The organism is Chryseobacterium sp. Leaf405 (assembly GCF_001425355.1).
Taxonomy (GTDB): domain Bacteria; phylum Bacteroidota; class Bacteroidia; order Flavobacteriales; family Weeksellaceae; genus Chryseobacterium.
Genome location: NZ_LMQN01000016.1, coordinates 109,370 through 131,456, shown reverse-complemented (window position 1 = coordinate 131,456; position 22,087 = coordinate 109,370). Strand labels below are relative to the sequence as shown.

Annotated in this window: 27 protein-coding genes; 11 read left to right on the top strand and 16 right to left on the bottom strand. The window is 32.9% G+C overall.

The window, feature by feature from the left end; all coding sequences use genetic code 11:
• The first annotated feature begins 8 nt into the window (after positions 1–8).
• The 5 genes from ASG22_RS16475 (at position 9) to pdeM (ending at position 7,382) form a co-directional block, all read left to right on the top strand.
• The gene (locus tag ASG22_RS16475) at positions 9–1,493 is read left to right on the top strand and encodes a PLP-dependent aminotransferase family protein (protein ID WP_055987101.1); all 1,485 of its coding nucleotides are present in this window, start codon (positions 9–11) and stop codon (positions 1,491–1,493) included.
• Positions 1,494–1,584: 91 nt separating this feature from the next.
• Positions 1,585–2,607: a ligase-associated DNA damage response exonuclease gene (locus tag ASG22_RS16470; RefSeq protein ID WP_055987099.1), complete on the top strand. Its 1,023-nt coding sequence runs from the start codon at positions 1,585–1,587 to the stop codon at positions 2,605–2,607.
• The gene (locus tag ASG22_RS16465) at positions 2,604–4,184 is read left to right on the top strand and encodes an ATP-dependent DNA ligase (RefSeq protein WP_055987098.1); all 1,581 of its coding nucleotides are present in this window, start codon (positions 2,604–2,606) and stop codon (positions 4,182–4,184) included. The genes ASG22_RS16470 and ASG22_RS16465 overlap by 4 nt, the downstream gene beginning before the upstream one ends.
• 16 nt (positions 4,185–4,200) lie before the next feature.
• Entirely contained in the window at positions 4,201–6,648 is a 2,448-nt protein-coding gene (locus tag ASG22_RS16460) for a ligase-associated DNA damage response DEXH box helicase (protein WP_117590805.1), read from the top strand.
• 89 nt (positions 6,649–6,737) lie between these two features.
• Positions 6,738–7,382: a ligase-associated DNA damage response endonuclease PdeM gene (pdeM, locus tag ASG22_RS16455; protein WP_055987094.1), complete on the top strand. Its 645-nt coding sequence runs from the start codon at positions 6,738–6,740 to the stop codon at positions 7,380–7,382.
• Here the strand turns inward: pdeM and ASG22_RS16450 are convergent.
• From ASG22_RS16450 to ASG22_RS16435, 5 genes are read right to left on the bottom strand one after another with little or no spacing between them, the layout of a single operon-like run.
• The gene (locus ASG22_RS16450; protein WP_055987092.1) at positions 7,379–7,897 is read right to left on the bottom strand and encodes a GNAT family N-acetyltransferase; all 519 of its coding nucleotides are present in this window, start codon (positions 7,895–7,897) and stop codon (positions 7,379–7,381) included. The two genes, pdeM and ASG22_RS16450, sit on opposite strands and share 4 nt — an antisense overlap.
• Positions 7,898–7,934: 37 nt before the next feature.
• A complete protein-coding gene (locus ASG22_RS16445; protein WP_055987089.1) occupies positions 7,935–8,522 on the bottom strand; it encodes a nucleosidase in 588 nt (195 codons plus the stop codon).
• Positions 8,523–8,533: 11 nt separating this feature from the next.
• Complete coding sequence (locus ASG22_RS16440; protein ID WP_055987087.1) at positions 8,534–9,232, bottom strand: DsbA family oxidoreductase; 699 nt, start codon at positions 9,230–9,232, stop codon at positions 8,534–8,536.
• Between the two features lie 54 nt (positions 9,233–9,286).
• Positions 9,287–9,445, bottom strand: coding sequence for a hypothetical protein (locus ASG22_RS21425; RefSeq protein WP_238586938.1), 159 nt, complete (start codon positions 9,443–9,445; stop codon positions 9,287–9,289).
• Positions 9,446–9,483: 38 nt separating this feature from the next.
• Positions 9,484–10,467, bottom strand: coding sequence for an MFS transporter (locus ASG22_RS16435; protein ID WP_238586937.1), 984 nt, complete (start codon positions 10,465–10,467; stop codon positions 9,484–9,486).
• 145 nt (positions 10,468–10,612) lie between these two features.
• Between ASG22_RS16435 and ASG22_RS16430 the strand changes: the two genes are divergently transcribed.
• Positions 10,613–11,344, top strand: coding sequence for an MBL fold metallo-hydrolase (locus ASG22_RS16430; protein ID WP_055987085.1), 732 nt, complete (start codon positions 10,613–10,615; stop codon positions 11,342–11,344).
• A gap of 18 nt (positions 11,345–11,362) precedes the next feature.
• Here ASG22_RS16430 and ASG22_RS16425 read toward each other — a convergent pair whose 3' ends face one another.
• Together ASG22_RS16425 and ASG22_RS16420 are read right to left on the bottom strand one after the other, a co-directional pair.
• Positions 11,363–11,704, bottom strand: a complete 342-nt coding sequence (locus ASG22_RS16425) for a helix-turn-helix transcriptional regulator (protein ID WP_055987083.1) — start codon at positions 11,702–11,704, stop codon at positions 11,363–11,365.
• A gap of 581 nt (positions 11,705–12,285) precedes the next feature.
• On the bottom strand, positions 12,286–12,912 hold the full coding sequence (locus ASG22_RS16420; RefSeq protein WP_055987081.1) for a chloramphenicol acetyltransferase: 627 nt from the start codon (positions 12,910–12,912) through the stop codon (positions 12,286–12,288).
• Positions 12,913–13,077: 165 nt separating this feature from the next.
• Between ASG22_RS16420 and ASG22_RS16415 the strand changes: the two genes are divergently transcribed.
• From ASG22_RS16415 to ASG22_RS16400, 4 genes are all read left to right on the top strand, one after another.
• Complete coding sequence (locus tag ASG22_RS16415; protein ID WP_055987079.1) at positions 13,078–13,467, top strand: MauE/DoxX family redox-associated membrane protein; 390 nt, start codon at positions 13,078–13,080, stop codon at positions 13,465–13,467.
• 28 nt (positions 13,468–13,495) lie between these two features.
• Entirely contained in the window at positions 13,496–14,074 is a 579-nt protein-coding gene (locus tag ASG22_RS16410; protein ID WP_055987076.1) for a Crp/Fnr family transcriptional regulator, read from the top strand.
• A gap of 89 nt (positions 14,075–14,163) precedes the next feature.
• Positions 14,164–15,249 carry an SDR family oxidoreductase gene (locus ASG22_RS16405; RefSeq protein WP_055987074.1) on the top strand — a complete coding sequence of 362 codons (1,086 nt, stop codon included), beginning with the start codon at positions 14,164–14,166 and terminating at the stop codon, positions 15,247–15,249.
• 259 nt (positions 15,250–15,508) lie between these two features.
• A complete protein-coding gene (locus tag ASG22_RS16400; RefSeq protein ID WP_055987072.1) occupies positions 15,509–16,018 on the top strand; it encodes a pyridoxamine 5'-phosphate oxidase family protein in 510 nt (169 codons plus the stop codon).
• 99 nt (positions 16,019–16,117) lie between these two features.
• Here the strand turns inward: ASG22_RS16400 and ASG22_RS16395 are convergent, their stop codons facing one another.
• From ASG22_RS16395 to ASG22_RS16355, 9 genes are all read right to left on the bottom strand, one after another.
• The gene (locus tag ASG22_RS16395) at positions 16,118–16,714 is read right to left on the bottom strand and encodes a Crp/Fnr family transcriptional regulator (protein WP_082505040.1); all 597 of its coding nucleotides are present in this window, start codon (positions 16,712–16,714) and stop codon (positions 16,118–16,120) included.
• A 77-nt stretch (positions 16,715–16,791) separates the two neighbouring features.
• Complete coding sequence (locus tag ASG22_RS16390; protein WP_055987068.1) at positions 16,792–16,974, bottom strand: hypothetical protein; 183 nt, start codon at positions 16,972–16,974, stop codon at positions 16,792–16,794.
• A complete protein-coding gene (locus tag ASG22_RS16385; protein WP_055987066.1) occupies positions 16,971–17,288 on the bottom strand; it encodes a Crp/Fnr family transcriptional regulator in 318 nt (105 codons plus the stop codon). The genes ASG22_RS16390 and ASG22_RS16385 overlap by 4 nt, the downstream gene beginning before the upstream one ends.
• Before the next feature lie 197 nt (positions 17,289–17,485).
• A complete protein-coding gene (locus tag ASG22_RS16380; protein ID WP_055987065.1) occupies positions 17,486–17,704 on the bottom strand; it encodes a hypothetical protein in 219 nt (72 codons plus the stop codon).
• Between the two features lie 240 nt (positions 17,705–17,944).
• On the bottom strand, positions 17,945–18,538 hold the full coding sequence (locus tag ASG22_RS16375; protein ID WP_055987063.1) for a Crp/Fnr family transcriptional regulator: 594 nt from the start codon (positions 18,536–18,538) through the stop codon (positions 17,945–17,947).
• Complete coding sequence (ytxJ, locus tag ASG22_RS16370; RefSeq protein WP_055987061.1) at positions 18,538–18,915, bottom strand: bacillithiol system redox-active protein YtxJ; 378 nt, start codon at positions 18,913–18,915, stop codon at positions 18,538–18,540. The genes ASG22_RS16375 and ytxJ overlap by 1 nt, the downstream gene beginning before the upstream one ends.
• A complete protein-coding gene (locus ASG22_RS16365) occupies positions 18,912–19,373 on the bottom strand; it encodes a DUF1569 domain-containing protein (protein ID WP_238586936.1) in 462 nt (153 codons plus the stop codon). Before ASG22_RS16365 ends, ytxJ begins: the two co-directional genes overlap by 4 nt.
• Complete coding sequence (locus ASG22_RS16360) at positions 19,367–19,903, bottom strand: YfiT family bacillithiol transferase (RefSeq protein ID WP_055987059.1); 537 nt, start codon at positions 19,901–19,903, stop codon at positions 19,367–19,369. Before ASG22_RS16360 ends, ASG22_RS16365 begins: the two co-directional genes overlap by 7 nt.
• Before the next feature lie 196 nt (positions 19,904–20,099).
• The gene (locus ASG22_RS16355; RefSeq protein ID WP_055987057.1) at positions 20,100–21,242 is read right to left on the bottom strand and encodes a DEAD/DEAH box helicase; all 1,143 of its coding nucleotides are present in this window, start codon (positions 21,240–21,242) and stop codon (positions 20,100–20,102) included.
• A 165-nt stretch (positions 21,243–21,407) separates the two neighbouring features.
• Between ASG22_RS16355 and pncA the strand changes: the two genes are divergently transcribed.
• Positions 21,408–22,013, top strand: a complete 606-nt coding sequence (pncA, locus tag ASG22_RS16350; RefSeq protein WP_055987369.1) for a bifunctional nicotinamidase/pyrazinamidase — start codon at positions 21,408–21,410, stop codon at positions 22,011–22,013.
• Positions 22,014–22,087 lie beyond the last annotated feature (74 nt).

Here is a 22,087-nt window from a genome sequence, read left to right as displayed (position 1 = left end):
TTTATATTATGAATAGTCCGGTTGATATTCCTTATAAAAGTTTTATTAAAATCGACAGAGATTCGGATCTTGCTATTTTTATGCAGATTACGAATCAATTGATTAATTCTATTCAGAGAGGTTATCTTCCTTTTGGAGTTAAACTGCCTGGAACACGGTCTTTAAGTCAAATTTTAGAAGTTCACAGAAATACGATTGTAGCAGTTTACGATGAACTTTTTGCACAAGGTTGGGTAGAAAGTGTACCTAATAAAGGAACCTTCATTATTGGAAAAAATGATGAAAAGCTAATTGCTTTTAATAATTTTAATAAAGAGAAACTTAAAAATTATCCAAAAACTACAGGTTTTACTTTTAAAAAATCAAATATTTTAGATAATCCTTTTGAACATTCAAACTGTGAATTTGTTTTTAATGATGGATCTCCAGATATTCGTTTAACTCAGATTGATCAGCAATCAAGACTTTACAGCTCTGCTTTAAAAAGGAAAGCTCATAAAATTGGATACTACAATCACGATGGAAGCGAATTTTTCAAGAAAAACCTTTCTCAATACTTAAATTTATCAAGAGGATTAGCGATTTCAAATGATAATTTACTCATCACCCGTAGTACGGAAATGAGCATCTATATTGTTTCTGAAATTCTATTGAATCCGGGTGATACTGTTTTGATTGGTTCTCTGAGTTATTTTTCTGTTAATATGATTTTCCAAAAAACAGGAGTAAATATTGTTACAATTCCTATTGATAATGAAGGAATTAATGTAGATGAAGTAAGAAAAATCTGTCAAAAACAAAAAATCAGAATGTTGTATCTAACACCGCATCATCATTATCCCACAACCGTAACTTTAAGTGCACAACGACGATTGGAATTATTGAATCTCGCCAACGAATTCGGATTTATTATTTTGGAAGATGATTACGACTACGATTTTCATTATGATAAAAGCCCTATCCTTCCACTGGCAAGTGCCGATACGAATGGAATGGTCATTTACATGGGATCTTTTGGAAAATCTTTAGCACCAGGTTTTAGAACAGGATTTATAGTTGCTCCCGAAAATCTGATGATCGAAATGCGAAAATATCTTGGAATTATTGACCGGCAAGGCGATATTTTAATGGAACACGTTTTAGGTGAAATGATTGCGGAAGGAGAAATTAACCGTTATTTAAAAAAATCATTGAAAATCTATCAGGAAAGGCGGGATTATTTTATTCAGTTGATTGAAGATAATTTAGGGAATTTTTTACATTTTGAAAAACCTTCGGGCGGACTGGCAATTTGGACAGAATGGAAAATCCCTGTCAATTTGATGCAACTTTCAAAGAATTGTGCTCAGAATAATTTATTTATTCCGAAAACTTTATTATATCAAAATAAAGATCTTACCGCAATGCGTTTAGGATTCGGAAATTTAAATTTTGACGAAATGGAAAAATCAGTTGAAATTTTCACAAAAGCTGTAAAAGCAATTTCTCATTAATTTTAATATAAAATCTAAAAAGACTGAAAATATTTAATTGTTAAAACAATTGGTTAGATTTTTGAATAATACATGAAAATCTGTAATACCATTGAAATTAATCACATTTACAAATAAAGGAATTTACTGTCCACAAGGGAAATTTTATATTGATCCCTGGCGACCTGTAGATTTGGCGGTCATTACTCATGGTCACGCCGATCATGCCCGTTGGGGAATGAAAAAATATCTCTGTCATCATTTCACAAAACCAATCTTAAAGAAAAGAATTGCTGAAGATATCGAATGTCAGACGTTACAATATGATGAAGTTTTAAATATCAATGGGGTTAAACTTTCACTTCATCCGGCAGGTCATATCATAGGTTCGGCGCAAATTCGTTTGGAATACAAAGGTTATGTAAGTGTGATTTCAGGTGATTACAAAGTTCAGAATGACGGATTAAGTACACCTTTCGAAGTGGTAAAATGCAATGAGTTTGTAACAGAAAGTACATTTGGGCTTCCTATTTACAATTGGTTAGAAGTAGATGATCTGAATAAAAAAATGCAAAGTTGGGTATTGAAAAATAAAGAAAATCAAAAAACGTCTGTTTTTATCGGATATTCTTTAGGAAAAGCGCAACGAATTATGAAGGCGGTAGAAAGTTTAGGGAAAATTCATGTTCATTACTCTATTGGCAAACTTAATCAGGCTTTCGAAGAAGTGGGAATTGTACTTCCTGATTACGAAATTCCTGATTTTAGGGAAAATATCAAACATGTTCAGGGTGAAATTGTTATCGTTCCGCCTGCCTTGTTGGATAGTAATGTGATTAAAAAAATTCCTGATGCTGCAACCGCAATTTGCTCAGGCTGGATGCAGGTTCGGGGCGCCAGAAGATGGCGAAGCGCCGATGCAGGATTCCCAATGAGCGACCATGCCGACTGGAAAGGTTTATTACAGGCTATAAAAGCTACTGAAGCGGAAATTGTACATGTAACGCATGGACAAACTGAAGTTTTTTCTAAATATTTAAACGAAATCGGAATAAAATCCGACGTTGTGGAAACATTATACGGCAACGATGATGATGAAGTAGAAAAAGAAACCACTGAAAATCCTCAGTCATGAAACATTTTGCAGATCTGATCAACGCCTTAGAAAGCACCAATAAAACCAACGCAAAAATTGATGCAATCATTGATTATCTGGAACGAGCTCCTGATGAAGATAAATTGTGGTTCATCGCATTATTTACAGGAAAAAGACCGAAGAGAAATATTAATACAAATTACATGAAAGAATGGGCATTGGAAATTACACAATTGCCTTTTTGGCTGTTTCAGGAAAGCTATTCTTCAGTCGGAGATTTAGGGGAGACCATTTCATTAATTCTTCCTCCGCCAACCGAAAAAATAGAAAAAACACTTTCAGAATGGATGAATGAAATTATCAGTCTGAAAACTAAGACCGACGCTGAAAAGAAAGAATTTGTGCTCAATTCATGGAATGGTCTGGATTATACAGAACGTTTGATTTTCAATAAACTATTGGGGGGAAGTTTCAGAATTGGTGTTTCATCTAAAACATTAATTAATTCCTTAACCAAGTTTTCCGGACAGGAAGCAAGTACCTTAATGCATAGCCTGATGGGAAAATGGCAACCTGATGAAGTTTCTTTTAAAGAACTGATTTCAGCGGAAAATATTAACCCGGACAATTCAAAACCATATCCTTTTTGCTTGGCTTATCCTTTAGAAAAAGAACTTGAAGAACTCGGAACTCCGGAAGAATGGCAAATTGAATATAAATGGGATGGAATTCGTGGGCAAATCATCAGAAGAAATGATGAAGTTTTTATTTGGTCGCGAGGCGAAGAATTGGTAACAGAACAGTTTCCGGAAATTGCAGAAACCATACAGGCAATGAAGGGGAATTTTGTTTTAGATGGAGAAATTCTTGCCGTTCATGAGGGTAAAGTTTTAAATTTTAATGAATTACAGAAAAGATTAAACAGAAAGACGTTAACAAAAAAAATGCTTTCTGAAATTCCGATTGAAGTTTTTTGCTATGATCTGTTGGAATTGGAAGGTAATGATTTGCGTGAAAAGCCAATTTCTGCAAGAAGAGCAATGCTGGAAGAATTATTGTTGAATGAAAATCCTGAAAAAATTAAGCTTTCTCAAGTTATCAATTTTGAAAATTGGGAAGATTTAAATCAAATCAGAGAAAATTCAAGAGAGATTAACAGCGAAGGTTTAATGCTGAAACAGAAAAATTCACATTATCATTCCGGCAGAAAAAAAGGTGATTGGTGGAAATGGAAAATTAGTCCGCTAACGATTGATGCTGTTTTAATTTACGCTCAGAAAGGCAGCGGAAGACGAAGCGCTTATTACACCGATTACAGTTTTGCAGTGAAAAGTGGCGACGCATTGGTTACTATTGCAAAAGCCTATTCGGGTTTGACGGATAAAGAAATTATGGAAGTCAGCAAATTTGTAAATAAAAATGCTATAGAAAAATTCGGACCTGTACGAACTGTAAAGGCAGAGCTTGTTTTCGAAATTGCTTTTGAAGGAATTGGCTTCAGTAACCGTCATAAAAGTGGTGTTGCATTGCGATTTCCAAGGATTTTAAGGTGGCGGAAAGATAAAACCGTAAATGATATTGATGATATTGAAGAGATTAAAAAATTGATACAATAATAAACTAATTAATAATTTGTCAACATTTAAAAATACCAACGGCTATAAAGTCATTCAACAGTGGATGGCGGATAAAGGCAATTCTCCCTTTAAATTTCAGATCCAAACCTGGCAAAAGTTTGGAAATGGATATAGCGGAATGGTCGTTGCGCCAACAGGCTTTGGAAAAACATATTCCGTTTTTTTAGCTTTAATTTCAGATTTCCTGAACCATCCTGAAAAATACAAAGGAGGATTAAAAATGATCTGGATTACTCCTCTCCGCTCATTGTCTAAAGATATTGCAAAGGCAATGCAGGAAGCGATGGACGAGATTGGGTTAGATTGGGTTGTCGGCGTAAGAAACGGTGATACAGATCCTAAAGTAAGACAGCAACAGGTGAAAAAAATGCCTGAAATTTTAGTGGCTACTCCCGAAAGTTTACAATTGCTTTTAGGGCAGAAAAACCATCAGCGATTTTTCCTGAATTTGCAAACTATTGTTATTGATGAATGGCATGAATTGCTAGGTTCAAAACGTGGTGTTTTGGTTGAATTCGGCATTTCTCAATTAAAAAAATATGTTCCCAAAATAAAAATATGGGGAATAACAGCAACTATCGGAAATCTTGAAGAAGCGATGGAAGTTTTAATTCCTTATGACGTAAAAAAGACAAAAGTTACCGCCAAAGAACATAAAAAAATTGATATTATTCCTGTTTTTCCGGATGAAGTTGAAATTTTACCGTGGGCAGGACATTTGGGAAATAAATTGGCAGATAAAGTGGTTCCGATTATTTTGGAATCTAAATCGACAATTGTTTTCACCAATACACGAAGCCAAAGCGAGATGTGGTATCAATTATTGTTGGATACGTATCCTGATTTTGCCGGACAAATTGCCATCCATCACAGTTCTATTGACGCACATTTAAGAATCTGGATCGAAGAAAATCTGAGTAACGGAAAATTAAAAGCAGTTGTTTCTACTTCTTCTTTAGATTTGGGAATTGATTTTAAACCTGTTGATACCGTCATACAAATCGGCTCTGCAAAAGGTGTTGCCAGATTTCTGCAACGAGCCGGACGAAGCGGTCACTCCCCTTTTGAAACATCAAAAATATACTGTGTTCCTACGCATTCTTTAGAATTAATCGAAGTTGCAGCACTGAAAGAAGCTGTCAAAAATAACGTCATTGAACCTCGTGAACCACAAGTATTGTGTTTTGACGTTTTGGTTCAGTTTCTAATGACATTAGCGATTGGTGACGGATTTTATCCTGAAGAAACCTATAAAAGAATCAAACAGATTTATACCTTTCAGGAAATCACTGATGAAGAATGGAAAAGTATTCTTGATTTTTTAACGATTGGCGGAAGTGCTTTAAAAAGCTATGAAGAATATCACAAGGTTGTTGTGATGGAAGATGGTTTGTTTAAAGTTACTTCAAGAAAAATTGCCATGCTTCACCGTATGAATATGGGAGCTATCGTAAGCGATGCGATGCTGAAAGTAAAATTTATTTCGGGAGGCTATATCGGAATGGTTGAGGAATATTTTATTTCAAAATTAAAAAAAGAAGAAAAATTTATACTGGCAGGTCGGGTTTTGGAAGTCGCAATGGTAAAAGATATGACGGTTTTTGTCCGATTGTCAAAAGGAAAAGCGTTAGCTCCCAGTTATTTGGGAGGAAGATTACCTTTAAGTTCAAACTTAGGTCATTTTTTAAGGGAAAAATTATCTGGTGCATTGAATCCGAAAGCTTCTGAGAAAGAACTGAAATTCTTACATCCTTTATTGGTGAAACAGGAAGAACGCTCACATATTCCGGATGAGAATGAATTTTTGGTTGAACTGATTAAAAACCGGGAAGGTTATCATCTTTTTATGTATCCTTTTGAAGGGCGTTTGGTACATGAAGTAATGGCTGCTTTAATTGCTTACCGAATTTCCAAATTGGTTCCGATTTCATTTTCTATGGCAATGAATGATTATGGTTTTGAATTATTCAGTGATAAAGAAATTCCGCTAAATGAGGAAAATTTAGAAAAAATTTTAAGTCGGGAGAATTTAATGACGGATGTTATTTCAAGTATAAACTCTGCTGAAATGGCAAGACGGAAGTTTCGGGATATTGCGGTAATTTCAGGCATGGTTATTCAGAATTTTCCCGGGCAGCAACGTTCAAATAAATCGCTTCAGAGTTCCGCAGGTTTAATTTTCAAGGTTCTGGAAGATCATGATCCGAATCATTTTTTGGTAAGACAGGCATATACCGAAGTTTTCAATATGCAATTGCAGGAACAAAGATTGGTTGAAGCCTTTAAACGAATAGAAAAATCAAAAATAGTTCTGAAATTTGCCAATACTTTTACCCCATTAAGTTTCCCGATAAAAGTTGACAGTTTGCGACAAACCTTGACGAGTGAAGACCTGAACGTAAGAATAAAACGACTGATCGAGCAGGCAAGGAAAGTTAAATAAAGTGAATTGTAAAGATTCAATTGTGAATTTATGATAGAAATTTTCATCATTCAGAATGATGAAAATTCTTGAATATTATTTTTTAAAATATGAAAATAGTAACAAAAAATATATCCATTAAAAATGAAATTTTCACCCTTACAAACCAGCGTGCAGCATTTTGGGGAAAAGAGAAAGCTTTAATTTTATCAGATTTACATATCGGAAAAACTGCTCATTTTCGTAAAAACGGAATTGCTTTAGCCAATCATATTATTAAAAATGATTTGGAGCGATTATCAATTTTAATAGAATATTTTCAACCTGAAAAGTTTGTAGTTGTCGGAGATTTGATTCATGCAGGAGATAATTCTGAAGTAGATGAATTTTGCAGCTGGAGAAATCAGTATCATGATTTACAGTTTTATTTAATTGAAGGAAATCATGACAGAATTTCCAAAAAACTGGAATCAAAATTATGTTTAAATTTTAAAGCAAAACATTTAGAAAGCGAGAATTTTATTTTTATTCATGATTTTGAAGAAAAGCAGGAAAAATTTCAAATCACAGGACATATACATCCGGGATTTGTTATCAATTCCTCTGTAAAAAGCATAAAGCTGCCTTGCTTTGTGGTAACTGAAAACCAATTATTGCTTCCTGCATTTAGTGAATTCACAGGCTTAGATACAAAAAATCTTCCTAAAAAAGGAAGATTCTATGTTTTTACGGATGCTGAAATTTATGAAATTTAATCTAAGACTTTTCTCATCATCAGATCCGTCTGTTCCTCATTTCCAAGCTTAAATATATGTTTGTCAAATTCTACAAAACCGTTCTTTTTATAAAAATTCACTGCTCTCATATTTTCTTCCCAAACTCCTAGCCAAAGATATTTTTTATTTTCCTGTTGGGCAATTTCAAGGGCTTTATCGTATAAAAGCTGACCAACTTTTTTCCCGTGATATGCACTTTTTACGTAAATTCTTTCAATCTCCATAGATGCTTCATCCTGTAATTCTGTCTGTGATTTACCTGAATTTAATTTCAGATAGCCAATGGCATTTTCATCTTCCCAAGCAATAAAAAACTGAGAGTCAATAGTATTTAATTCTTCGGTTAACTTTTCTGTTGAGAAACTTTCATCGAGATATTTTTGCATTTCATCTTCAGAATTATCTATGGAAAAAGTCTCGTAAAATGTTTCTCTTCCTACATTTTGTATCGTTTTCAGGTCTTCAGATGAAGCCTTTTTTATGAATATAGTCATAATTAATTCATTTTTTCTGTTAATAATAAAATGATGATTATTTGCTTACAAATAAAATTTTCTCAAAAGCCTCCGAAGCCAAATGCACCTGAACCGCCCAATCATCTGCCGCTTCACTTCCTGCATCATCCGAAATATATTTCAGACAAAGAAACGGAATCTGCTCTTTCATGGCAATCAAAGCTAACGGATATGCTTCCATATCAACAATATTATAAACAGCTTCCGAATGATTCATTTCAAAACTGTCACCGCTTCCGCAAATTCCTTCAGGAAGATCATTTCTCTTTAAACCATATTCCAAAACGGGAGGAATTCCTGAAAGTGGCGTTTCATATAATTGAAATCCTAGCCCTCTGACGTCCATATCCCTCTGGATGAATTTTGTACAGCAAACTACATCTCCTTTATGAAAATTTTTACTTCCTGCTGAGCCCAGATTAACAATTAATTTCGGTCTGTTTCGGTGAATTTCTTTCGTTAATTCTATCGCAGCGTTTACTTTCCCGATGCCTGTAATTAATTTATTCTTATCATTAAAAACTTTTCCGGCTTCTGAATCCAATGCAAAAACGAAAAGTATTTCTTCTGTAGCAAACTGATAGTCGTCGTTTATTTTAATCATTCCTTTTACAATTAAATTTCACAACCATCTGTATCACAAGAAGCTCCGTTGTCTGAAATGTTTGTCAAGGGAGTTACTGTTTCATCATAAGTTTGTTGAAGAGCGTTTGCAAAAAGTTCGACAGGCTGTGCTCCTGAAACTGCATATTTTCCATTTAAAATAAAAAACGGAACGCCGGTCACCCCATTATTTTTTCCTTCTAAAATATCTTGATTTACTTCCTGATTGAATTCTTCAGAAGCTAAAACATTTTTAGCTTCATCTTTATCTATACCTAAAGAATCGGCAAGTGAAATTAACGTTTCAAGATCTCCAACATTCTTTCCGTCAATGAAATGAGCGATGAAAAGTGCTTCTTCCATTTCGTTGGATTTGTTGTATTTTTTTGCTAAATGCAATAATTTATGGGCAGAAAAAGTGTTTGTAATTAATGCTTTTTCAAAATTAAAATCAATCCCGGCGCTCGCTCCCATTTGTTTTACCTGTCCGATCATTTGCTGAGCCTGAGCTTCGGGAAATCCTTTCTTTTCTTTGAAATATTCGAAAGTTGTTTTTGTTTCTTCAGGATCTAAAGTTGGATCAAGTTGAAAACTTTTCCACTCTACTTCCACCTGATCTTTGAAAGGAAGTTTTTCAAGAGCCTGTTCAAAATTATTTTTTCCTATATAGCAAAACGGACACATTACATCCGACCAGATTTCTATTTTCATTATAATTTATTTTAATTGAAATTATGTTTAAAGTTAAAATTTTATTGTTGAAGTTTAATCTAATTTTATTCTGTTACTGAATATTAAATGAGCTATCAAAGCGAATATTGCCATTGTTGCTCCAACGAAACAAACACCGCTCCATTGTGCATATTGCCAAGCCATTGAAGCCGTCCATGTTCCTAATGAACCGCCGATAAAATAAGAAACCATATACACCGTATTTAATCTGTTGACCGCGTTTGATTTAATTAAAAATAATTCGTCTGATTCATGATATGGCTTGATTGCACACCTAAATCAACTAAAATTACTCCAACAATCAGTCCCCAATACGTTTTTCCTGCAAAATAAGTAAAAATCCAGCTTCCTAGAACGACTAATAGAGAATAAAAAATTATCCTATTTAAATCTAAATATCGTTGAAGTTTTCCCACTTTCGCTGCTGCCAAAGCTCCGACAGCCCCAGCTAAACCGAAACTCCCTACAACAGATGAACCTGCATTAAACGGCGGCTTTTCCATATGGAAAACTAAGGTTGTAAATAATGCACACATCGATCCGAAAGCCATTGCTCCACGGATAGAGGCTAATCGCAAAACGGGCTGATTTTTTGCTAAATGAAAAACAGATTTCATTAACTCCCTATACGTTCCTTTAAAATTTGGCTGTAATTCGGGAAGCATTTTGTATACGGCAATCCAGACTAAAACCATAATTCCTGCTGCAATTCCGAACATGGCTCTCCAGCCCCAAACTTCACCAACAATTCCTCCGATGAATCTTGACAATAGAATTCCTAATAATAATCCCGACATTACGGTTCCGATATTCGAGGATTTTTCTTTGTCAGAAGATAATTCAGCTGCAATGGGAATGAATAATTGCGGAATCACGGAAGTGACTCCTATCAATAAGCTTGCGACATACAACATCCATAATTCCTGAGCGAAAGTCATCCATAATAATGCTCCGAAAACTAAAACAAGATCTATTAAAATAAGTTTTTTACGAAGAAATTTATCTCCCAAAGGAACAATCAACAGCAATCCTGCTGCATATCCCAATTGGGTAAGAACGGAAATTTTACTTGCTGCACTTTCCGGAACATTTAATTCTTCTGAAATAAGTCCCAACAAAGGTTGGTTATAATAATTGTTTGCCACCACAAGTCCGGAAATAATGGACATCAACCAAATCACAGTACGAGAAATACCGCTGGTAGAATTCTGCATAAATTGTATTTAAGAATTTTTAAATTTTCTACCACAAAAATACTTATTTTAAGAGTAAGCTTTTATTAATATCATTGGTTTTGACGATGAATTGCATCGAAAAAATAAGCTTTTCAGATTTAGAAATAATCGTGAACTTTGTATCATGAAAATTATACCATTAAAAGAAGGAAATTTTTCTACAAGCAATACAAAAGACTTTACTCTTTTAACCGAAGAAAATAAAGATACCATTAAAGGAATTAAGATGTCGGTGAATCCTTTTTTGATTATTACTGAAAAAGACGTTATACTTCTGGATGCTGGAATTGGCTGGAAAAATGAAAATGAAAAAACGGTAATTTCTGAAATTCTTGAAAAGGAAAATATTAACCCAAATCAGGTAACTAAAGTATTACTTTCACATCTTCATAAAGATCATATAGAAACAACAATTACCCGCACTGAAAATGGTTTTGAAGCCACTTTTCCCAACGCTGATATTTATATTCAAAAGCGTGAACTAGATTTTGCAATGGAAAATAGAGGAAATTATTCTTTTGATTTTGATACGCTTGAAAAGTTGATTGAACTCGATAATATTTTCTGGATGGACGAGGACAAAGGAAATATTACGGATGAAATTTCTTTTGAAGTGGTTGGCGGTCATACTCCTTTTATGCAGGTTTTCTGGATTAAAGAAAATAATGAAATTGTATTTTACGGTGCTGATGATCTTCCTCAGGAATCTTATTTAAAATACCATTTGGCGTACAAAAGTGATTTTGATGGAAGAAAAGCTATGGAATTAAGATTGAAATGGCAGAAAGAAGCAATTGAAAATCATTGGAAAGTGTTGCTATATCATGATTTTGAAAAATCAATTCTCGAATTTTAGAAACTAAAAAAAGGTGGTTTAAAGATCATTAAACCACTTATAGATATCGATTTGAGACGGAATACTTAATTTTTTCCTAAGTCTGTTCTTTCTGTTTTGAATTGCTTTCGGAGTTACAAATGTATAGGTTGCGACCTCCTTTGTTGTAAGATTTAATTTTAAATAAATACAAAAAATCAGTTCCGAATTTTTTAAATTGGGCTGAATAGCCGAAAGTTTTTGGAAGAATTCTGGATATACCAAACGAAATTTATTCAGCAGACGCGGAGAATTTTCCTTCGCCAACGCTATAATTTCATCTTGTACAACAATTTTTTGACTTAAATTTTCTAATTTATATTCAGGGTTTTCGTTTTTCATAATAAATTTCTCATCTCTACTAAATTCTGTTAATTTTTAACATGCAGGATTGTACGGCTCTACTCAATGTACTTATCGTCTTATCGTGAATAAAATTCAAAGTATTATTTATTTTTAATGTAATATTTATTTTCAAATAAATCAGTCTTTGGTTAAGGTGTTTTCTATCGTTTTATAACTAGATGTGTCGATCTTAAAAAGGAAATGAAGACAAAGAAATAAAAAATGATTAAAATTTTACCAAATTGCAATACCACATAGATACCACGCCAGATCCTAATCGCCTTATTTTTTCATTTATAAAATTTTCGCTCTACTGTTTCTCTTACAATAGGGCAAATCTATATGTTTTTTACTCTTTTTTTTATGATTCTAATCAATATTTAAAATAAGAATAATTATATGAAATCGAAAGATTTTAGAATATGGAAATACAGATCAAATTCCTGTAGAATTAGATCTTTTTAGTAATAAGTGAAGTGTATTATTTAGTGATTAATTTTCTATAAAATTTAAATTTTGCAGAAAATCGTTGCAGTTTTTTATGTTCAAAATAATTTTACGGTTTCCTGCAATTAGAATTAAAGATCTAGCTGCTTCTGGAATTCTTCAAAATATTTTGCCAGGTGAATTCCGTCTGCCAGACCATGATGCGCTTCTATGGAAACAGGCATAAACTTTCGTCCATTTTTAATATTGAATTTTCCAAAGGCAATTTTTGGAATACATTCTTTCGGATCAAAATTTGTCGGATGCAGAACTGTGGTAAAAGAATTCCATGGAATTGTGGTGTGTCTGATATGATTGATCGGTAAAACATCATTACTTATTCCCAAACCTGTTGAGTTTTGTACAGCTGTTATCTGATTTTGTAAGCTTTCATTAAAAACTTCAAAGTTATTAGAATACTCGAAGAATGAAAAACCAAATGTGCCGTCTGCCCTGCCTATGATACTTCCAATATGTACCTCGTCGTATAAAATTACCCGACCGTCAACGATTCTGAGCTTCAGTTCATCAACAGAATTTATCGCCACCATAGATTTATAAAGATAATAAGCAAAAAATGAATAGTCGTTTTTCTTTGCATTTTCATATGCTTTTGTACAGTCCACTTCTGTTGTAAAGCCGAAATAAGGACTTGCCATCTTCGAAAAAAAATCAAAATGTTCCTTTCTGTTCCAACTTTCAATATCTATTATCTTCATTAATTTATTTTTGGCAAATTTCCGTAAGATTTATTGTTTTTAAAAATTTAACCAAAGATTTTTAACCGATAATTTTAATGATGAAATTATAATTTCATATATTACAAATCATAATGAAATGTATAAATTCAAGGCAAAACAAAATAATTAAGCAAAATAGTAATTATGAAAGATTTTAAAACTGCATTTTTCTTTTTAAGACTTCCTATTGCTGTTTCTTTACTGGGACATGGGTTGGTTCGTCTTCCAAAGCTTCAGACTTTTAGCGACTGGATGGTAACAACAATGGAAAAATCAATGATTCCAGCGGCTTTAATTATTCCATTTAGTTATGTTTTACCCATTGCAGAGGCGATTATTGGCATTTTCTTATTGATTAATTTTAAAATTAAATACACTTTATATTCTGCTTTAGTTGTAATGAGTATTTTAATTTTTGGAAGCTGCTCTATTGAAAATTGGTCCGCAACTGAATCACAATTGCTCCATTCATTTTATCTGTTTGGATTGTTTTGGTTTTACGAAAAATTTAAACCTGAAACCAGTAATTTATAAAGTATTATTTTTGATTAAATATTTTAAAATGTTTGATACGCTTCTCTCGCATATTCAGAATAAAGTTGATGTAACTGATGAGCAGAAATCTGAATTGCAATCTTTTTTTAACTATAAAAAACTTCGTAAAAAGCAATATTTATTACAGGAAGGAGATATTTGTAAACAGCTGTCTTTTGTATCGAAAGGATTATTGAAGTCTTATTTTCTGGACGAAAAAGGTTCGGAACATATCAATATGTTTGCGTTTGAGGGTTGGTGGATTTCAGATTTTAACAGTTTTATCAATCAGGAAAAAGCTGTTCTAACGATCGATGCTATTGAGGAGACCGAACTACTGATGATCAGCCGTGAGGATTATGAAAATCTGATGATTAAAATTCCTGTGATGGACCGTTATTTCAGGATTTTATATCAGAATAGCTTAATTACAAAAGATTACAGATTAATTGTCTCTAACAGCTTTACAGCAGAGGAAAAATATACTCAATTTGTTCAGAAAAATCCTGAAGTTATTCAACGAATTCCGCATAATCTTATTGCTTCGTATCTCGGTCTATCACCGGAAACAGTAAGCAGAATCCGTAAAAAGATTCTACTTAAATGACACTTGATATAGATCAAGAAAAAGCCATGATTCAAGTCAAGTTTTGTTTTTTATTCTCTCCATAATTTTGGAAAATAATTTTACAGTTTATGGAAAATAAAAATATTGCACTTGTTGTTGGTGCTACCGGAATTACAGGAAATAATCTTGCACAGGAATTAATTTCACAAGGCTGGAAAACGTACGGACTGTCTAAAAATCCTAATAATACAATTGAGAATTTAGTTCCAATAAAAGCCGATCTATTGAATGTTGAAAGTCTGGAAAATGCTTTGAAAGACATCTCTCCTACTCATATTTATTTTACAACCTGGATGAAAAATGATACAGAAGAGGAAAATATTCGTATAAACAGTGCTTTAGTAAGAAATTTATTAAGTGTGCTTTCTTCTAAAAAGTCGGTAAAACATGTTGCTTTGGTTACAGGACTAAAACATTATTTAGGACCATTTGAAGCATATGCAAAAGAAGGAAAATTACCCGAAACTCCCGTGAGAGAAGAACATCCGAGGCTTCCGTTGCCTAATTTTTATTATGCTCAGGAAGATGAAGTTTACAAGGCTTCAGAAAGAGACGGTTTTACATGGAGTATTCACAGACCGCACACAGTTATAGGATATGCTGTCGGAAATCTGATGAATATCGCTTCAACACTGGCAGTTTATGCAAGCATTTGTAAAGAAACCGGAAGAAAATTTATATGGCCGGGATCTTATGAACAATGGAATGGAATTTCTGATGTTACCGATGCAAGAGTTTTGGCAAAACAGTTGGTTTGGGCTTCAACAACGGAATCTGCAAAAAACAAGGCTTTCAATATAACCAATGGTGATATTTTCCGTTGGAAATGGCTTTGGTATAGATTAGCAGATTATTTTGGAATTGAAGCGGTTGGTTTCGAAAATACGATCAAACCTTTGGAAAAAGAAATGCAAAACGATCAGGAAATTTGGAAAAATATTAGCCAAAAGTATGGTTTAAAAGAAGAAAATTTATACAGATTATCTTCCGCCTGGCATACTGATTTGGATCTTGGGAGACCTCTCGAAGTGATGTGTGATATGGCAAACAGTAGAAGTTTAGGTTTTGCAGAATATCAGAATACAGAGAAATCTTTCATCAATGTTTTTGAAAAATTAAAAGCAGAGAAATTGATTCCTTTCAAAACATTATAAATCCATTAGAAATATCCTGGAAATTGCTTTATAAAATAATTGTTATCAAGGTTTCAGAAGAATAAAAGTAGAGAAAAAAGGCTTTAAAAATGTTCATAATTGTGGAGTCAGGAGTGATTTACAGAAAAGTTTTAATTAAAAAATTTCAGAAAATAAGTAAGCAAATTACTGAAATTGAATATGAAAATTTTAATTGTGGTCAGGTTTTTGAATAATAACAGTAATTAAATTAAAACTAAATCACTTAAAATATAATATTATGTCAACAGAAAATCTTACACACTTAGAAGCAATTAAAAAAATTAAAGAACTGTCTGAAAGTGCGAAAATCTGTATGTTTTGTACAGAACTAGGTACAACTCCTATCAATTCCCGTCCGATGAGTTTACAGGAAACCGACGATGAGGGAAATCTTTGGTTTATCAGCAGTGATACCAGCAATAAGAATTTTGAAATAAAAGAGGACAGAAATGTTCAGTTATTTTTTATGAATAATTCTGATTACCAATATCTTTCAGTATATGGTGAAGCTTCCATTTATAAAGATAAAACTACTATTGAAGAAAAATGGTCGCCGATGGCAAAGGCTTGGTTTGAAGACGGAAAAGATGATCCAAACGTTTCAATTATTCGTGTAGAACCTTCTGAAACTTATTATTGGGACACAAAAGCTGGAAAACTTGTTAGCTTATTTTCTTTTGTAGCCTCTGCAATTACAGGAAAAACCACTGATAATTCTGACGGTGTAGAAGGAAAAGCACACATATAAATTTGATAGTTAATTTATACAAAAAAAGCAGTGAAAAATTTTCACTGCTTTTTTAATTTACAAATCTCTTAATTTATTGAAATTTAAAACTCTTTTTAATTAATATAGGATTTTTCGGTCTTCTATTTTTATTTTGTTTTCCTTTTCCATCTTTTTTAGGGCTCTGATAACCGTTTCTACGCGAAGTCCAACGAGATTTGCCATTTGTTGCCTTGTTAGTTCAATGTGAAAACACTGTTCGCAGTCACTGTCGTAATAACTTCTCAGATAATCTAATAATCCTTTCAGTCTTGTCATAGGATTTTGTGAAGATATACTTTGCATCATGATTGACTTAAAATAGAGTCTCTGAGACAAACAAGCATTCATTTCAACGGAATATTTCGGATGTTTTTCCAACATTTCCAGAAAATTATTTTTAGGAAGCCGGATAACTTCCGTCGGGCTCAGACACATTGCATTCATAGGATAATATTTGTCAATAAAAAGCAGAGAATCTCCGAAACTTTGATTTTTACCTAAAATATTATGAATGAATTCTTTCCCGTCTTCATCGTAGCTGTTAAGCTTTACTTTCCCTTCTACAATTTGAAAATAATAAAGTGCATGATCGTCTTCGCTATAAATAGTTTCTCCTTTTTTATAACTCTTATCTTCTCCCCCAAAGGAGTACAGAACATCCTTATCAATGTTCATGCAGCTTATCGTTTTCATAATTATTTTTGGAAATTTCAATGCAAAAAAAAGACCATATATGTAATTTTAAGAAAATTTTAATAATAAATTTTACGATCTCTTATTTTTAATACATTATTTCTTTCCATCAACTTAATTGCTATTATCGCAGCTTTAAACCAGTAAGATCCGTCATTTGTTGTTTCGTCAAAGGATTTTTGAAAGAAAAATTTTGTGCCATTAATATTTAAATACATTCTTTCTGAAAGTACTTTATTCATATTAGCACATATTTCAGTAAATCCAAAAACATCTTTCTTGGCAATCTAATGATTTCACTTTTCTTAGTAACCACCGCATTATGCGGATAAGGTTTATTTATAAAAAGTGATGCTTCCCCTATACTCTGACCGTCTTTCAGAAGAACCTCACTAACTTCTTTACCTTCATCATTATAGTTGTTTAGTTTCACCTCTCCGGAAATTATCTGATAATAATAATTTGGAGAATCTCCTTCGTTGAAAATTACCTCGGAAGGCGCGTAAGTTTTGATACTTGCTCCTACGGAATACAAAATATCTTCATTGATAACCATTTTTAGCTGTTTACTGTTTCTCTTGTTTTAAGTCATCTTAGTGAAATTCATAGGAAATAATTACATTATACAAATACTGAACCCAATTTTTTGAATATATTAATAAAAATAAATTTTTTGTAAATAATATTAATTATAAATACAATTAAACCCGCTTTTTTCACAAAACGGGTTCAGGAAAATCTATGAATTGTAAATTATCTCGATGTGTTAGTCGCTGCCGTATCGGTAGTTGCCTGAGGCATACCTTCTGTACCGGTTGTAGCACTATCGGATACAGGTGGAATTACAGTTCCCATGGTATCATTTCTGTTAATTTGGGTTGAGTCAGTCGTAGTTCCTGTAGAAACGTTTGATTCTTTTTTGCAACTGATTACTAAGAATGCAAGTAGCATTGATGTAAGTACGAATTTCATAAAAAATATTTTTGTAGTGTGAACTTCAAAAGTAGATAAAATATCTAAGAAGGGATATGATCTTAATCACAACTAGTTTGGGAAATAGAAAATGCATTCACTATAATATTATATGAGCAAATACGAAGATTAACATTGCTATGACAAAGAAAGAATGTTATACTACAAACTATTTCAAAATTATGTGTGAATTAAAATTATAAAAAGTTAAAAAATTAGGTAAGAATAACTTTAAACTCTTTATTTATCCGGAACAAAGTTTTTCCGGGCCAATTCTTTTCTCACGCGGCTTAAACTTTCAGGAGTAATTCCCAAATAGGAAGCAATCATCCACTGAGGAACTCTTAATAATAAGTCAGGATACATTTTAATGAATTTCATGTATCGCTCTTCAGCGGTTTCGCCTAATAAAGAATTGATTCTGTCCTGAAGGTTTTTAATATGTTTCTGAAGTAAAATATCGCTTTTTTCGAGGCTGTTCGGGAATTCACCTATCAGATTATTGATAAAATCCGGATGAAGTAACAGTACCTCAGAATCTTCAACCGCTTCAATGTAATAAATAGATTTTTCGTTGAAATAAAGACTGCTTCGGTCGGAAGTAAGCCAGCTTTCCGGCGCAAATTGGATAATATGTTCTTTTCCGTTTTTATCAATAGAATACATTTTCAATAATCCTTTTTCAACAAAATAAATGTATCTGCACACTTCACCATACTGTAAAAGAAACTGATTTTTCTGAATTTTCTTTACTTCATAGTGTACACTACACATATTTACCTTTTCTAAAGGAACATCTAAAACTTTAGCCAGATAATTATTAATATTTTTCATCACAAAATTTGTTCTACCGATATATCCTGATGCGAAGCGTTGTTAATCGCTTTTCCGTTTTCTACAACGATGAGCTGCGGACTTTGATGGGTTACTCCAAGATCTTCCGCTATTTTATTGGAAATGGGTCTGTAAGCTAAAAGATCCAGAAAATATAAATCTGTTGTTTGTTCCAGATTTTCCAATTCCTTTTCAAAATTTCTCAATACCGTTTTGCTGATAAAGCAACTTGTTGAATGCTTGAATATTGCTATTTTATTTTGAAAAGAATGTTCAATAGCTTTTTTTAAATCTTCCTCAGATTCTATTTTTTTCCAGAAAGATTTTTGCTCAGAAGACGCATCTTTTCCGCCAAATATTTTATCAAAAAAACTCATACACTAAATTGTTTTAAATGGTGATTCAGGTGTTTGTACTCTAAAAATCCCCAGTCTTTTTCTGTCATTTTCCCGAAAAGTACATGATGATCAGGTAAATTTCCGCTCTCGAAAGCATTTCTATATTCATCAAGTGTTTTCAGGAGATTTTGCTGCTCTTCAACAAAATCACAATCAAAATTAATGATAAGTTTTTGAAAAGTGGGCATATTTTGAGGAATTCCGTTATTAAAAATCTGTATTTCCTTTTTTGTCAGAATTCCTATCGCCCGAAAAGCCATATTTATCGGTGGAAGCTGTATTTTCTTCAACGGAACATTCAGAACATAACTGCAATGTCTCATCATCTGCGAAACATTCATCCTTCCCCATTTTCGTGAAGAATTTTCAGATAAATTGGAAATTCTTCTGATGATTTCCTCAAAATAAATTGGATTATGAAGGCTCTTTTTTACCAACCTTTTTCTTTCTTCAGATTATCAATATGTGCAAAATGATGATTGCAGTGCCAGACATACAAAGCGAGGCAGGTTCTTAAATCATAATTTTTATTGTGTTCAGGATGGTGAAAAGTTCTTTCAAACTGCTTGTTGGTCATAGCTTTCAACAATGTTGTCCATCTTTGGTGAGTTCCTTTCAACATTCTCATGGCAGGTTTTACCGGCATATTAAAACTGTCCTGAAGTTCTCCCCATTTTGCCTCGTCATAAGGTTTTATCGTGGGATTATCTTCTGTAAGAGCTAATTTAAAACGTATAAAACTGTTAATATGACTGTCAGCCAAATGATTAACTACCTGCCTTACCGTCCAGCCACCTTCTCTATATTGTGTATCAAGCTGTTCATCGGTAAAGTTTTCGATCAAATTTCTAAGTTTTCCTGGAAAATCTTTGATCACTTTAATATATTCATCAAGCTTAATATCACAGATATTTTCAGGATATTCAAATTTTCCTATCGGAAACCTCTTTTGTTCTAAATCGTTCATTTTAATTGGCTGCAAATTAATGTTGTCTTTTATTAGAGATTTTTAAGACAATTTTTAGATATTAGTTTTTGTAAATTTATTAAAAATCTGAGAATTTATATATGAAAAAATATTAATCGTAATTAACTAGATATCGTACAATTAAAAAAGCTCCAATTAATTCAAATTGAAGCCTTTATTATTTTATTTCTAAATATTAATAACCATGTAAATCAATTCCTTCGGTTCTTTGTAAAGTTATTTTCTTCCCCATTTTCTTCTGAATCACTCTGAAATGCTGCAATTCATCATCCGTCAGAATATTAATCGCTGTTCCTTTTTCGCCAGCACGCCCCGTTCTACCGATGCGGTGAATGTAATCTAAAGGTGAACGTGGCAATTCATAATTGATCACACAGGGTAACGATTCAATGTGAATTCCACGACCAATTAAATCTGTTGCAACCAAAATCTGAGCGCCGTTTACTTTAAATTCCTCTAAATTATTTCTACGGGCACCCTGAGATTTCTGACTGTGAATGGCAACCGCTTTTATTTTATTTTTCTTTAATTTTTCAACCAAATTATCTGCAGATCTTGTTGATGAAACAAAGATTAAAGCTTTTTCAACTTTCTTTTCTTTAATTAAATAACGCAAAAACGGACCTTTATCTTCAGGAGAAACATGATATGCTAATTGTTCGATATTATCAATTTCAACTTCTTCCTTTTTGATTTCAATAATCGTGGGATTGATGGATAAGCGTTCCTTCATTTCAGAAACTTTATCATTTAGAGTCGCTGAAAATAAAGTTGTCTGTTTTACAACTGGCATCATTGCGAAAAGCTTATTCATTTCTTCGCCAAAACCTAGCTGAAACATTTTATCTGCTTCATCAACTACCAAATGTTGGATTCCCGAAATACTCAATGCATTATGATCAATTAGATCCAATAAACGACCCGGTGTCGCAATGAGAACTTCTACCCCAAACATTCCTTTCATCTGCGGATTAATAGAAACTCCGCCATAAACTGCCATTGTGCGGATTTCACGCTTTAAATTATCTGTAAAAGCCCTGAAAACTTCATCAATCTGAATTGCTAACTCTCTCGTCGGAACCAATATTAAAACCTGAACATTACGATCTTTTTTAACCTCCGCATTTTGTAATTTTTCTAAGATTGGCATTACAAAACAAGCAGTTTTTCCTGAACCTGTCTGTGCAATTCCCATCAGATCTTTTCCCTGCAAGATGACAGGAACAGCCTGCTCCTGAATCGGAAATGGCTTCAAATATCCTAATTTGTTGACAGAACGAATAATATTGTGTGATAATCCTAACGATTCAAATGACATAAAAATACTTATTTGTGCAAAGATAAGGTATTGAGATTTCATATGTAAAACTAAACATCAATCGAAATCTATTTATACAATGCCGATTTGTCCGATAATTTAATTTTGGATACTTTTTTGAATAAAAGTTTTTATAAATTTATCAAAAATTCGAGAAATCAAAATATGAAAAAAGCGTTAATAATCGTAGATGTACAGAATGATTTTTGTGAAGGCGGTGCATTGGCAGTGCCGGGAGCAAATGAGGTAATCCCGTACATCAATGCTCTGATGGAAGAAAATGAGTACGACCAAATTGTTTTAACTCAGGATTGGCATCCTGCAAATCATAAAAGTTTTGCCAGCAACAATGGCAGAAATGTTGGAGAGAGTATTATTTTAAACGGAGTTCCACAGTTTATGTGGCCGGATCACTGTATTCAGGGAACTTTTGGAGCAGATTTTCATAAAGATCTGAACAGAGACAAAGTAACCCACATTATACAGAAAGGAAAAAATACTGAAATTGATGCGTACAGCGGTTTTCAGGATAATAATCACTTTATGAAAACAGGTTTGGATGATTTCTTAAAATATAATGATATTCAGTTAGTGGAAATCGTAGGATTGGCAATGGATTACTGTGTGAAATTTACTTGTACAGACGCTGTTGCGAATGGTTATGTTACTTGCCTTCACTTTAACGGAACACGTGCTGTTAATGTAAAACCCGACAATGGCAGAGATGCGATTTATGAAATGATACAGAAAGGGGTGACTGTTTTGGGGTAATTTTTGATAACTTAAAGCCTTGTTCATAAAAAAGACGTTGAAAATTAATTCAACGTCTTTTTATTTTTAACTTA